Origin of the sequence: Nonomuraea glycinis (genome assembly GCF_014646515.1) — a bacterium.
GTDB lineage: Bacteria > Actinomycetota > Actinomycetes > Streptosporangiales > Streptosporangiaceae > Nonomuraea > Nonomuraea glycinis.
The window spans coordinates 59950-73213 of the sequence record NZ_BMNK01000018.1; the positions used below are offsets into that span (position 1 = coordinate 59950).

10 protein-coding genes, 4 tRNA genes and 1 riboswitch are annotated in these 13264 nt (G+C 69.8%); of the genes, 8 read left to right on the forward strand and 6 right to left on the reverse strand.

All coding sequences use genetic code 11. The annotated features are described in order from the left end of the window. The first annotated feature begins 22 nt into the window (after positions 1 to 22). Positions 23 to 1246, forward strand: a complete 1224-nt coding sequence (gene pcaDC / locus IEY87_RS36710; RefSeq protein WP_189143457.1) for a bifunctional 3-oxoadipate enol-lactonase/4-carboxymuconolactone decarboxylase PcaDC — start codon at positions 23 to 25, stop codon at positions 1244 to 1246. 31 nt (positions 1247 to 1277) lie between these two features. Beyond that, entirely contained in the window at positions 1278 to 1589 is a 312-nt protein-coding gene (locus IEY87_RS36715; RefSeq protein WP_189143458.1) for a DUF6401 family natural product biosynthesis protein, read from the forward strand. Between the two features lie 192 nt (positions 1590 to 1781). Here the strand turns inward: IEY87_RS36715 and IEY87_RS36720 are convergent, their stop codons facing one another. From IEY87_RS36720 to IEY87_RS46315, 6 genes are all read right to left on the reverse strand, one after another. Beyond that, positions 1782 to 2567 (reverse strand): mechanosensitive ion channel family protein, encoded by a 786-nt coding sequence (locus IEY87_RS36720; RefSeq protein ID WP_189143576.1) that lies wholly within the window; start codon positions 2565 to 2567, stop codon positions 1782 to 1784. A 430-nt stretch (positions 2568 to 2997) separates the two neighbouring features. Continuing rightward, positions 2998 to 3069: transfer RNA gene (locus IEY87_RS36725), tRNA-Val, on the reverse strand. Between the two features lie 21 nt (positions 3070 to 3090). Further along, a tRNA-Gly gene (locus IEY87_RS36730) sits at positions 3091 to 3162 on the reverse strand. Between the two features lie 53 nt (positions 3163 to 3215). Continuing rightward, positions 3216 to 3286, reverse strand: a tRNA-Cys gene (locus tag IEY87_RS36735). A 16-nt stretch (positions 3287 to 3302) separates the two neighbouring features. Then, positions 3303 to 3374 (reverse strand) — tRNA-Gly (locus tag IEY87_RS36740). Positions 3375 to 3458: 84 nt separating this feature from the next. After that, entirely contained in the window at positions 3459 to 5558 is a 2100-nt protein-coding gene (locus tag IEY87_RS46315; protein ID WP_225277601.1) for an N-acetylmuramoyl-L-alanine amidase, read from the reverse strand. Positions 5559 to 5787: 229 nt separating this feature from the next. Here IEY87_RS46315 and IEY87_RS36750 point away from each other — a divergent pair, with 229 nt between their 5' ends. From IEY87_RS36750 to IEY87_RS36775, 6 genes are all read left to right on the forward strand, one after another. Then, positions 5788 to 6063 carry a hypothetical protein gene (locus IEY87_RS36750; RefSeq protein ID WP_225277600.1) on the forward strand — a complete coding sequence of 92 codons (276 nt, stop codon included), beginning with the start codon at positions 5788 to 5790 and terminating at the stop codon, positions 6061 to 6063. Between the two features lie 10 nt (positions 6064 to 6073). After that, positions 6074 to 7894: a glutamine--fructose-6-phosphate transaminase (isomerizing) gene (gene glmS / locus IEY87_RS36755; RefSeq protein WP_189143460.1), complete on the forward strand. Its 1821-nt coding sequence runs from the start codon at positions 6074 to 6076 to the stop codon at positions 7892 to 7894. Positions 7895 to 7982: 88 nt separating this feature from the next. Next, positions 7983 to 8726, forward strand: a complete 744-nt coding sequence (locus IEY87_RS36760; protein WP_225277599.1) for an SAM-dependent methyltransferase — start codon at positions 7983 to 7985, stop codon at positions 8724 to 8726. 93 nt (positions 8727 to 8819) lie between these two features. Further along, the gene (locus tag IEY87_RS36765; protein WP_189143461.1) at positions 8820 to 9728 is read left to right on the forward strand and encodes a Bug family tripartite tricarboxylate transporter substrate binding protein; all 909 of its coding nucleotides are present in this window, start codon (positions 8820 to 8822) and stop codon (positions 9726 to 9728) included. Between the two features lie 43 nt (positions 9729 to 9771). After that, positions 9772 to 9965: riboswitch (cobalamin riboswitch) on the forward strand. A 103-nt stretch (positions 9966 to 10068) separates the two neighbouring features. Beyond that, entirely contained in the window at positions 10069 to 12225 is a 2157-nt protein-coding gene (locus tag IEY87_RS36770) for a ribonucleoside-diphosphate reductase subunit alpha (RefSeq protein ID WP_225277598.1), read from the forward strand. Positions 12226 to 12253: 28 nt separating this feature from the next. Next, complete coding sequence (locus IEY87_RS36775) at positions 12254 to 13249, forward strand: ribonucleotide-diphosphate reductase subunit beta (protein ID WP_189143462.1); 996 nt, start codon at positions 12254 to 12256, stop codon at positions 13247 to 13249. Positions 13250 to 13264: the final 15 nt, after the last annotated feature.

A 13264-nucleotide genomic window follows, 5' to 3' on the forward strand; every position in this document is an offset into this window, starting at 1 on the left:
ACGTCAGTATCGGAGTGAGCACGTGAAGCTGCATCACCGCCTCGACGGACCCGCCGACGGACCGCTGCTGATCCTCGGCCCGTCACTGGGCACCACCCTGGACGTCTGGCAGCCCCAGGTGCCGGCGCTGGCCGCCGCTTGGCGGGTGCTCAGGTACGACCTTCCCGGGCATGGCGACTCGCCGCCGGCCGAGGGGTTCACCATCGACGACCTGGCGCAGGCCGTACTGGATCTGGTGGATGAGCCGTACGTCGCGATGGGTGGGATCTCGGTCGGCGGCGCGATCGCCGCCACCGCGGCGGTCATGGCGCCGGAGCGGGTACGGAGCCTCGTCCTGTGCTGTTCGTCGGCCCGGTTCGGCGAGCCGGGGCCGTGGCTGGGACGGGCGGCGCTGGTGCGCGGCAAGGGCGTGACCTCGCTCGCGCCGGTCCTGGCGACGCGCTGGTTCTCCGCGGGCTACGACGGCGGCTGGGTGCTGGACATGCTGGGTCAGGTCGACACCGCGTCGTACGCCGCCTGCTGTGAGGCGCTGGCCGCCTTCGACCTGACGCCCCGTCTGCCGGAGATCGCCGCCCCGACGCTGGTCGTGGCCGGAGCCGACGATCCCGCCACCCCGATCGAGCACGCGCTCACCCTCGCCACCGGCATCCCGGGCGCACTGCTCGCGGCGGTGCCCGGAGCGGCGCACCTGGCGAGTGTCGAGCGCGCCGACGCGGTGACCCCCGCGATCCTGCGCCACCTCTCCCACACACCGGTGCCGACGGCCGGGACAGGGGACTCGCGGCAGGGGAGTGCCCAGGGGACGTCCGGGACGGAGGGTCCGGGGAGTGCCGATGGGGCGGCCGGGACGGGCGGCTCGCGGTGGGGGAGTGCCGATGGGGCGGCCGGGATGCGGACCCGGCGGGAGGTGCTCGGGGACGCGCACGTCGATCGTGCCATCGCCGCCACCACCGACTTCACCAGGGACTTCCAGAGTTTCATCACCCGCTACGCCTGGGACGAGATCTGGAACCGCCCCGGCCTGGACAGGCGGACCCGTAGTTGCGTCACGCTCACCGCACTGGTCGCGCACGGCCACCTCGACGAGCTCGCGATGCACGTACGCGCGGCCTTACGGAACGGCCTGACGCGCGAGGAGATCGGTGAGGTGCTGCTGCAGAGCGCCGTGTACTGCGGGGTTCCGGCGGCCAACGCCGCCTTCGGCGTGGCCCAGCGCACGCTCGCGGCCCTGGATGCGGAAGAGTAAAAGGGTTTTGTCATGGTTTAGGGTTTAAAGGGTGAATCTCCAGGAAGGCTGGGCCGCCTCGCCGCTGCGATCGGTGATGGACCTGCTCGGCCACACGCAGCTCGACAGAATGACCACCGAGCCGGGACTGGTGTCCGCGGTGGACCAGCACGCCGCCGAGCTGCGGGACGCGATCCCGATGGACCGCGAGACCCTGGGCGACTACGTGCTGGGATTCCTGGACGAGCTGCGCGACCGGGAGTGGATGTTCGACGGCGAGCTCGACGCCCCCGCGCTGCGGCTCACGGCGGCCTGCTGGCTCGCCAGGGAGTCAGGCTTCCTCGAAGACGGCCTACCGGCCTGAACGACCTGGCGTCCGGCGGCCCGTACGGCTGGCCGGCCTGTACGGATCACCGGCCTTCAACGGACTACCGGCCTGTACGGACTACCGGCCTTCAACGGATCACCGGCCTTCAACGGATCACCGGCCTTCAACGGACTACCGGCCTGACGGACCGGCCGGCCCCGGTACGCGAGCCGGCCGGTCCACAGGCGTTCAGGGCTGGTCGTAGCCCGACCGGGTGGCGCCGCCCGGCCCGGGGCCGGTGGTGCGGGTCGTCGGCTGCTCGGTCATCGAGGCGGCGTCTCCGCGACCTCGCTGGTACGCCTCGGCCTGTGCCCTGGCCTGGGGCGCCTCGGCCTCGACACGGCCGATCCACCGCTCCCACCGCTGCTGCATCGGCCGGATGAGACCGCCACCGATCCCGATGGCCGCGATCGCGCCGATGGTGGCGAGCACGGTGATCAGCACCGGTGTGGTGACCGCCGTGGCCACCCCGATCTGGGTCAGCGCGGCGATGATGCCGAGCGCCCAGATGAACACCTGGGCGGCGACGGCCAACAGGCGGCCGTACGACAGCCCGCCCAGTGCGCCCCTGATGACGTCGCCGACGGCCTTGGCTATCGCCCCGGCCACGACGATGATCACAATGGCGACGATGGCGCTGGGCAGCCATGCCACCACGCCGTTGAGCAGCGCGGAGATCGGGTTCGGCCCGAAGACGCTGAAGGCGATCTGCAGAGTGACCAGGATGATCGCGTAGAAGACGATCTTCCCGACCAGGCTGCTGGCGTCGTACTGGCTACGGGACAGCCACCGCTGCACGCCGCTGCGCTCCACCAGCCGGTCGAAGCCGACCCGCTCAAGGATCTTGTCGACGACCTTCATCAGCACCTTCGCGATGATCCAGCCGATGACGAGGATGATCAGGAACGCGATGAACCTCGGGACGAACGTCGCAATCTGCCGCCAGGCATCCGATATGCCTTGGCCTATGTTGATGTCCACGGTTTCCTCCTCCGAGGAGCCAATGCCAACGCGCTACCCGGTCAGAAGGCCGATCACGCACATAGCGTAATCAATGGGCTGCATTTTGCATTTTCGGGACAATTGACAGAGCGGCGTCTAGGTGAAGGCCTTGACCCGGCGAAGAACGAGAGCGGTGTCCACCGTCTGGACGCCGGCCAGGGCGCCGAGCCGGTCGCTCAGCCGCGCTCCACTGCGTCAAGCCCGGCGTCAGGTGCTGACCGGAGCTCTCTTGTCGCGGAAACCCGACACCGAAGCCTCGATCATGGGAGTCTTCCGACACGGCTCGCGAGGCGGATGACCGGTGCGGATCGGCTGAGCATGCGGACTCCGCATCCGGACTCCGCAGCCGGAGAATGGAAAAGCCCCAGGTCGGCGGGTGCCGAGATCTGGGGCTTTCGTGAGGTGGACGATACTGGGATTGAACCAGTGACCTCTTCCGTGTCAGGGAAGCGCTCTCCCGCTGAGCTAATCGTCCGTATTGAGTTAGGTCACTCAGAGCGGAAGACGGGATTCGAACCCGCGACCCTCACCTTGGCAAGGTGATGCTCTACCACTGAGCCACTTCCGCGTGGCGTTGCACTTTACTTTAGCGGATCCCGGAGGGTCCGCTGACCTACGCCGAGGTGGAGACGGGATTTGAACCCGTGTAGACGGCTTTGCAGGCCGCTGCCTCGCCTCTCGGCCACTCCACCAGGAGTTTGAACTCCGAGCGGAAGACGGGATTCGAACCCGCGACCCTCACCTTGGCAAGGTGATGCTCTACCACTGAGCCACTTCCGCGTGCGTCCGGCACTGCCGGTCACGGGAAAACCATATCGCCTTCGCGGAGTGCCCGTGTGCACGGAGAGGACTGTGAAGCCAAAATCAACGGATGATGCGTACGTCTTTCGCCCGGACGAACCCGACCCGGTGGCCGAGCTGGATCTGGTGGTAACGCAGGTCCCCCTTGACCATGACGTTCTTGGCCGGCTTGAACGACGTCGCCGACTGGTAGGTGCCGGTCAGGGTCTGGCCGACGGTGTAGGACTGGCCCTGGGGGATGGTGTACGGAAGCGGGACATGGGGCTGGAAAGCGGCCCCCGTGCCCCTATAAGCGGATTTTTCCGGGTACGCCCGGCCGTACACCTTGACGGTGGGTTTGATCGGAGTGACGAGCGGGCCTCGGGCCGGGATGGCGGTCGGCCGTGACGGCGGGTTGTGGAACCAGGCCTTCTGGCCGAGATACCAGATGGCCGTCCAGGCGCCGCGCCGCTCGGCGACCGCGTACCGCTGGCCGGTCGAGGCGCGGGCGCTGTGGTCGTAGACGCTGTACGTGCTGGGCTTGCCCACCCGCTTGCCGATGTCGTCGATCAGCTGGGCGCGGGGGTGCGGCTCGGTGCGCAGCCACACCACCGAGGCGCCGTGCGGGGGACACGCCCGGGCGGGCTTGGCGGACGTACAGCCGGTGAAGCGGGGCCGGTGGTCGTCGTAGGACGGCCGGATGAGGACCGACCCGCCGCCCTCCTGCCGCGCGTCCTCCTCGTACCACTGCTCCGGCGCGTCCTCCTCGTACAGCGCGTCCCAGCCGGGGCTCGCGAACCCGTCGTCGTACGGCGCGTCCACCTCCGACGGCGGCTCGTGCCAGGTGCCCTCGAAGGACCGGTCCCCGTCGTACGGCCGCTCCCGCAGGGCCTTATCGTAACGGCCGGCCCGGCCGAACGGCTTGCCCAGCAGGTCGAAGTAGTGGGCCCAGTCCCAGTAGGGGCCCGGGTCGTCGTGCATGGCGGGCAGGGTATCGGGGGTGGTGCCGGGGACGTTGTCGTGGCCGAGGATGTGGGCGCGGTCGAGCGGGATGTCGTGCTCGTCCGCCAGGTAGCGGACCAGGTCGGCCGAGGCCCGGTACATCGCCTCGGTGTACCAGGTGCCGCCCTTGGCCAGGTAGCCCTCGTGTTCGATGCCGATCGAGCGGCTGTTGACATCCCAGTTGCCCGCATGCCAGGCGATGTCCTTGCTCAGCACATGCTGGGCGACATGTCCGTCGTTGGAGCGGATCGTGTAGTGCCAGCTCACGTACTTCGGGTTCTTCACCAGCGTCGGGATGCCGGGGTAGGTCCCTTCGGTGTCGTGGATGATGATGTAGTCGATCGGCCGGGCGTGCGCGAGACGGTCGTGGTTGCCGTAGTCCTTCTTGCCGGTCCGCTTGTATGCGGCCGGCATCCACTCGCAGGTCAGCGTGTGCGGGCACTCGGCCCGGCTCGCCGCCCTGCGCAGCGGCGCGGGTGCCCGCAGGCCCGGGTCGGCCGGCAGTCGCACCACGGAGCCGTCGTCCGTACGGCGTGAGACTCCGTCGCGGATCACCGAGAGCACCTCGTCGGCGAAGCTCCGCGAGCCCGCGTACCGGGTGATCGCGCCGTGCCACTGGGCCGGGTCGGTGACGGGCCGCTCCTGGAAGGAGGCGAGCAGCGCGGCGCCGCCCCTGATGTTCGCGGCCGGATCGCTGCGCAACCGCGCCGCGCTGAGCCCGGTCAACCGCCCGGCCTCCCGCAACATCGCCCCGCCGCCACCAGCCTCCCGCAACATCGCCCCGCCGGTACCGGACGCACGCGCGCTCTCGGAGGCAGGGAGCTCGGTCCGCGGGGAGTCGGAGGGGGAGTGTCGCATCGGCCGGGCGGTGTCGCCTCGGGCGTCCCCGTGGGCATGATCGACCCCCGCCCGCTCCGGGCCGGGAAGGGCGGGAAGGGCGGTGAGGTCCACGAGGTGCATCGGCCCGTAGCCGCCCGCCGTGCTCGGCTCCCCGGCGTGCGCGTCCCAGCGTGACTGCAGGTAGGAGACGCCGAGCAGAACGCTCTGCGGCACCCCGTACTCCCTGGCCGCCGCGGCGAAGTCACCCTGCCGCCCCGGCTGCTGGCCCGGCACGACCAGGGCGCCGGCGGTGGCGGTGAGCGCGACCCAGAGCAGCATGACGAACCCCCACGTAAATGTCACGAGACGAACACCCACCGTAACCATTCCCCGATGGCGGTGGGTCAGACGGGGCGGGTGTTACGGGAGAGACAGGCCAATTCCTCACCATCTCGTGGTGCTTCACCCATATTCGCGTGGGTAAGCCGCTCAACCTCCCTGAACGAACGCGGAAGCACGTTAGGGCTAATTCCTGCCCGATTTCGGGCAGAAACTTGGCGTGGATCGATCAATCTGCGTAATGTCCTCCTCTGTGTCCACGGCACGGCATCCCTACGAAGACCTCATCGCCCACCTGACCAAGACCAGTCCCCTCGGTCCTGGTGAGGCGGCACGCGTGGTGGCCGACGTGCTGTCGTACTTCTCCGAGACGACCGAGGAGTTCGTACGGCGGCGCCACGGCGAACTGCAGGCCCGCGGCCTCACCAACGACGAGATCTTCCCCAGGGTCGCCGCGGAGCTACGGGCCCGCCGGGTGGCGGCCCCCGAGCTTTCCCTGCGGCAGCTACGCCGGATCATCTACGGATAGGAGACCTCGGATGTGCGGAATCGTGGCTTACATCGGGCCGAAGGACGCGGCCCCCATCCTGCTCGAAGGGCTGCAGCGGCTGGAATACCGCGGCTACGACTCCGCCGGGGTCGTGGTCTCCAACAAGGGACTCAAGCTGCGCAAGGTCAAGGGCAGGGTCGCCGACCTGGCCAAGGTGGTGCCGGCCCGGTTCAAGGGGACGCTCGGCATCGGCCACACCCGGTGGGCCACGCACGGCGTGCCGAGCGACGTGAACGCGCACCCGCACCTGTCGGCCGACGAGCGCATCGCGGTCGTGCACAACGGCATCATCGAGAACGCCGACGAACTGCGCGCCAAGCTGGGCGCCGACGGCGTGGTGTTCGCGTCCGAGACCGACACCGAGGTGCTCGCCCACCTGATCGCCCGCGCCGTCGACGAGAACGACTCGCTGGAGGAGGCCGTCCGCAAGTCCCTCAAGAGCGTGGTGGGGACGTACGGCATCGCGGTGATCGACGCCGAGCGGCCGGGTGAGGTGGTCGTGGCGCGCAACGGCAGCCCGATCGTGATCGGCATCGGCGAGAAGGAGATGTTCGCCGCCTCCGACGTGGCCGCGCTGGTCCGCTACACCCGCCAGGTGGTGCACCTGGAGGACGGCGAGCTGGCCGTGCTGCGCGCCGACGGCTTCCACACCTTCGCCAGCGACGCCAGGGAGACCGCCAAGGAGCCGCTGACCGTCGACTGGGACGCCGGCCACTACGACACCGGCGGCTACGAGCACTACCTGCTCAAGGAGATCTCCGAGCAGCCCGACACCGTCACCCGCACCCTGAGCGGCCGGCTCGACGAGCGCTTCAACGTCGCCCACCTGGGCGGGCTGAACATGGACGCCCGCGAGACCCGCTCCTTCCGCCGGGTGAAGATCATCGGCTGTGGCTCGGCCTACTACGCCGGCCAGATCGGCGCGCAGCTCATCGAGGAGCTGGCCCGCATCCCGGCCGACGCCGAGCCGGCCAGCGAGTTCCGCTACCGCAACCCCGTCGTCCACCAGGACACCCTCTACGTGGCGATCAGCCAGTCCGGTGAGACCTACGACACCCTGGCCGCCGTGCAGGAGCTCAAGCGCAAGGGCGGCCGCGTCATCGGCATCGTCAACGCCGTCGGCAGCGCCATCGCCCGCGAGGTCGACGGCGGCGTCTACCTGCACGCGGGGCCGGAGGTGTCGGTGGCCTCCACCAAGGCGTTCACCTCGACCGCGGTGGCGTTCGCGCTGCTGGCGCTGCACCTGGGCCGGGTGCGCGACCTGTCACCCGCCGACGGCCGGCGCATCTGCGAGGGCCTGCGCAGGCTGCCCGACCAGATCGGCGAGATCCTCACGCAGAGCGACAAGATCGCCCAGCTCGCGCAGAAGTACGCCGGCCACGCCAGCATGATGTTCGTGGGCCGGGTGCGCGGCTACCCGGTGGCCCGCGAGGGCGCGCAGAAGCTCAAGGAGATCTCCTACGTGCACGCCGAGGCCTACCCGGCCAGCGAGCTCAAGCACGGCCCGCTCGCGCTGATCGGCCCGGAGATCCCGACGGTGGCGATCGTCCCCGACGACGAGCTGCTCGACAAGAACCTCACCACGCTCGGCGAGATCCGCGCCCGGGGCGGCAACGTCCTGATGGTCGGCCACCGGGAGCCGGACGCCAAGCTGGCCGACGACGCCATCGTGGTGCCGAAGAACGAGATCGAGCTGGACCCGATCCTGCTGACGATCCCGCTCCAGCTCCTGGCCTACCACGCGGCCGTCGCGCTCGGCCGCGACGTGGACAAGCCGCGCAACCTGGCCAAGAGCGTCACCGTCGAATAGGCGGTAAGACAAGGCTTACCGTTCGGATGGGTCATAGTCGGATTCGGCCCTGTGTCCCCCTTGACACTGAGCCCATAGTGTCAGAAAGGTGTCCCAGTCCGACCCCCACACACCCAATGTCGCCCGGATGTACGACTACCTCCTCGGTGGCAAGGACAACTACGCGGTCGATCGTGAGGCCATCGACAGGCTGACGGACCTGATTCCGGAGGCGCTGCCGCTGGCCCGCGCCAGCCGCGGCTTCCTCCAGCGGGCGGTCCGCTACGTCGCGCAAGAAGGCGTGGAGCAGTTCCTCGACCTCGGCAGCGGCCTGCCCACGCAGGGCAACGTGCACGAGGTGGTGCCGCACGCCGTGGTCGTCTACGTCGATCAGGACCCGATCGTGGCGGCGCACGCGCGTGGGCTGCTGCGGGAGGAGCCCCGGGCGGTCTTCGTCGAGGACGATCTGCTCGACCTCGACCGGACGCTGGCGGACGTCTCCGGCTTCCTCGACCTGAGCGAGCCGGTCGCGGTGCTGATGGTGTCGATGCTGCACTCCTTCCCGGCCGCCAAGGGCCCGCACGGTGACCCGCATGCCATGGTGGCGCGGCTGCGCGAGGCACTGGCGCCGGGCAGCTATCTGGCGCTCTCGCACACCACCTCCAGCGGCCGGCAGGAGGGCGAGGCGGCCACCGACCGCAGTCCGGAGGAGATCCGCGCCTTCTTCGGCGACTTCGAGCTGGTGCCTCCGGGCCTGGTGCAGGCGGCCGACTGGCGCCCGGACCGGCCCCGGCTGGTGGGCGGACCGCTGCTGCCCTCGTACGTGCTGGCGGGCCTGGCCCGGAAACCGTAGCCCTATGTCCGACTTTTCGTGACCGAAACGGGTCGCGCCACTGATGTGTAACTCTGCGTCAAGTGTCAATAACTTGATGTAGGGGGTGCGGTCATGCGGCGAAGGCTGTTTCTCGCGGGCGGGCTGGGGGTGGCCGCCTGCCTGGCCGGCTGCGGCACCGAGCGGTACGTCCCGGGGGCGCGGCGACCGTACACGATCCGCGCGGGGGGAGAGCGGTGGCGTCCGGTGACGCGGGCGTTCGTGGGGGCGGTGCGCGAGGCCGGCTTCCCGGTGACCGGGCCGGGGCAGGCCGTCCGGCTCACCGTCACCGGGCTGCCGGCGCTCGCCGCGGCCGAGCTCAACGACGGGCAGACGCTGGTCGAGACGGCGACGCCGCTGGCCCGGCTGGCGGGCGAGGTCGAGGTCGTGCTCGTGCCCGCCGACTCCCGCTTCCGCACCTTCGACGACTTCGGCGCCCACCTGCTGGCCCGGCCCGGCCAGACGCCGCTGGCCGGCGGGCCCCTGGGGGATCCCGACCACCTGCTGTTCGGGCTGATCGCCAAGGGGGTCGGCGCCGACACCCGGCAGGTCGACTACACCGGCTACCCCAACAGCGCGGAGGCGGCCACCGCGCTGTTCGCCGGCCGCGCCGCCGCCGTCGTCGGCACGCTCGCCGACTGGCGCGCGCACATCGACCAGAAGCGGGTACGGGTGCTCGCCGTGTCGTGCGCCAAGCGCTTCCCCGGGCTGGACGCGCCGAGCCTGCTGGAGAGCGGGGTCCGCGTCGACTTCGCCAACTGGTGCGCCGTCGTCGGGCCGGCCGCCATGCCGGAGGAGGTGCACGCCCCGGCCGTCGGCATGTGCGAGGAGGTGACGGGGTCGACGGCCTGGCGGCGGGTGTGCCGTACCGGAGGGTGGCTGCCGATCCCGCTGGCGGGCGAGGAGTTCGTGCAGTGGCTGGCCTCGGAGGTCCGGCGGACCAAGGCCGTGATGCGGGACCTCGGGCTCCTGGGAGCCCGTTGAGCCACAAGATGCTGGGGTAGTTGCGGAAACTGCCACTAGATGTAGGATCCTGCTCGTCGCTGGTTCGCCTCCTGGAGGCGGAGCAAAAGGGAACCCGGTGCGATTCCGGGGCTGCCCCGCAGCGGTGAGCGGGAACGACCGCCGTCACACGCACTGGAGAGATCCGGGAAGCGACGGCCAGTAGGAGGATGCCAGGCGCCCGCAAGCCCGAAGACCTGCCGGTGATGAGAATGTCCAGGGCCTCGAGGGAGGGTCCGGGGGCGTCCGCGGCCGGCGTTCGAGGCGAGCCGCAGTGCTCTCGTGTGCCCTCATCGGGGATGAGCTCGCGAGGAGAGAGCACGTGACACAGATCGTTGAAGGTGATCGGCGGCTGGCCATCGAGGAGGCCGCCGCACGGGTGATCACCGACCCGGCCAACTCCCGGGTGGCCGCCCGGCTGCTGGCCGAGGAGATCGCCGAGGAAGCCGCCGGGCACGGGGTGCGCACGTTCGCCGAGTCCGTGGCCGCCACCCACGCCGCCGGGCTGGTCCAGGACGCGCTGGCGGCGTTCGTCGCGGCCAACGCCGCCGAACTGGACGCGCTGATCGCGGACGAGGCCGACGAGCGCTTCGAGTACTTCGGCCTGCGCACCGTCTACGACCGCTACCTGCTGCGCCACCCGGACACGCGGGCCGTGCTGGAGCGGCCGCAGCACTTCTTCCTGCGGGTGGCGTGCGGGCTGTCCACGACGGTCGCCGAGGCGGCCGAGCTCTACGCCCTGATGTCCACGCTGTCCTACCTGCCGAGCTCGCCGACGCTGTTCAACTCGGGCTCGCGGCGCCCCCAGCTCTCCTCCTGCTTCCTGCTCGACTCACCCCGCGACGAGCTGGAGGCGATCTACGACCGGTACGGCCAGGTGGCCAGGCTGTCGAAGTACGCCGGCGGCATCGGCATCTCCTGGACCCGGGTCCGCTCCCGGGGCTCGCTGATCAAGGGCACCAACGGGCACTCCAACGGCATCGTGCCCTGGCTGCGCACGCTGGACTCCTCGGTGGCGGCGGTCAACCAGGGCGGCCGCCGCAAGGGCGCGGCCTGCGTCTACCTGGAGACCTGGCACGCCGACATCGAGGAGTTCCTGGAGCTGCGGGACAACACCGGCGAGGACGCCCGCCGCACCCACAATCTCAACCTGGCCAACTGGGTGCCGGACGAGTTCATGCGCCGGGTGGAGGCGGACGAGCCCTGGTCGCTGTTCGACCCGAAACAGGTCCCCGACCTCACCGACCTGTACGGCGAGGCGTTCACCCGCGCCTACCGGGCCTACGAGGCCGACGGGCGATTCGTCCGCCAGATCCCCGCCCGGACCCTCTACGGCCGCATGATGCGCACGCTGGCGCAGACCGGCAACGGCTGGATGACCTTCAAGGACGCGGCCAACCGCACCTCCAACCAGACCGCCCGCCCCGAGAACGTCATCCACCTGTCGAACCTGTGCACCGAGATCCTCGAGGTCACCAGCGACGCCGAGACGGCGGTGTGCAACCTCGGCTCCATCAACCTCGCCGCCCACCTGCGCGCGGGCGACGGGATCGACTGGGACAGGCTGCGCGCGACCGTACGGACCGCCGTGCGCTTCCTCGACGTCACCATCGACCTCGGCTTCTACCCGACGCCCGAGGCCGCGGCGGCCAACGGGCGGTGGCGGCCGATCGGGCTGGGCGTGATGGGGCTGGCGGACGTGTTCTTCACCCTGCGGCTGCCGTTCGACTCGCCGCAGGCGCTCGCGCTGTCCACCCGGATCGCCGAGGAGATCGCGCTGGCCGCCTACGACACCTCCGCCGACCTGGCCGCCGAGCGGGGCCGGCATCCGTCGTACGACGACACCCGGGCCGCCGGGGGAGTGCTGCACCCCGACCACTACGGTGCCGCCGGCTCGCCGCGCTGGGACGCGGTGCGCGCCAAGGTCGCCGCCCATGGCCTGCGCAACTCCCTCATGCTCGCCATCGCGCCGACGGCCACGATCGCCTCCATCGCCGGCTGCTACGAGTGCATCGAGCCGCAGGTGTCCAACGTGTTCAAGCGGGAGACGCTGTCCGGCGAGTTCCTCCAGGTGAATCGCTATCTGGTGGCCGACCTCCAGGCGCGCGGCCAGTGGACCCAGCGGGTCCGCGACGACCTCAAGCGGGCCGACGGCTCGGTCCAGCACGTGCCCGGCATTCCCGAGGACCTCAAGGCCCTCTACCGCACGGCCTGGGAGCTGCCGCAGAAGGCGCTGATCGACCTGGCGGCGGCGCGGCAGCCGTACATCGACCAGTCGCAGTCGCTCAACCTCTTCATGGCCGAGCCGACCATCGGCAAGCTGTCGTCGATGTACGCCTACGCGTGGAAGAGCGGCCTGAAGACCACCTACTACCTGCGCTCCCGCCCGGCCACCCGCATCGCGCAGACCACCGTCCAGCGGGTCGCCCCGGACGTCTGCTCCCTGGAGAACCCGGAAACCTGCGAAGCCTGCCAGTAAGCCCCCCTTCTTCACGGAGAACCTCCTTATGCTGCTGGACCCTGGAATGGACCTCACGCTGCGCCCCATGCGCTACCCGGACTTCTACGAGCGCTACCGGGCCGCGATCCGCAACACCTGGACGGTCGAAGAGGTCGACCTGCACACCGACCTGGCCGACCTGGCCAGGATGACGGCCCAGGAACGCCACCTGATCAACCGGCTGGTCGCCTTCTTCGCCACCGGCGACTCCATCGTGGCCAACAACCTCGTGCTCAACCTCTACCAGCACGTCAACGCCCCCGAGGCGCGCCTGTACCTGAGCAGGCAGCTGTACGAGGAGGCCGTCCACGTGCAGTTCTACCTGACGCTGCTGGACACCTACCTGCCCGACCCCGAGGAGCGGGTCAAGGCGTTCGCCGCCGTCGACCACATCCCGTCCATCCGCGACAAGGCCGAGTTCTGCTTCAGGTGGATCGACTCCATCAACGGGATCGACCGCCTGGAGAGCCCCGGCGAACGCAGGCTGTTCCTGCTCAACCTCATCTGCTTCGCCGCCTGCATCGAGGGTCTGTTCTTCTACGGCGCGTTCGCCTACGTCTACTGGTTCCGCTCGCGCGGCCTGCTCAGCGGGCTCGCCACCGGGACGAACTGGGTGTTCCGCGACGAGTCCATGCACATGGAGTTCGCCTTCAGCGTCGTGGACACCGTCAGGGCGGAGGAGCCCGAGCTGTTCGACGACGAGCTGAGCGCTCAGGTGACCCGCATGATCGAGGAGGCCGTCGAGGCGGAGCTGGCCTTCGCCCGTGACCTGTGCGGCGACGGCATGCCGGGGATGAGCGTCGAGCAGATGCGCTCCTACCTGCAGTATGTCGCCGACCAGCGCCTGGCCAGGCTGGGCATGCCCGCCAGGTACGGCGCCGCCAACCCGTTCGCGTTCATGGAGCTGCAGGACGTGCAGGAGTTGGCCAACTTCTTCGAACGGCGTGTTTCCGCTTACCAGGTGGCTGTCGAGGGCAATGTGAGCTTTGATGAGACGTTCTAGGTAGTTTGGTGGGCT

Excerpts from the sequence above, each read along its gene's own strand:
- glmS (WP_189143460.1), top strand. The coding sequence starts at position 6,074 with ATGTGCGGAATCGTGGCTTACATCGGGCCGAAGGACGCGGCCCCCATC.
- IEY87_RS36765 (WP_189143461.1), top strand. The coding sequence starts at position 8,820 with ATGCGGCGAAGGCTGTTTCTCGCGGGCGGGCTGGGGGTGGCCGCCTGC.
- IEY87_RS36775 (WP_189143462.1), top strand. The coding sequence starts at position 12,254 with ATGCTGCTGGACCCTGGAATGGACCTCACGCTGCGCCCCATGCGCTAC.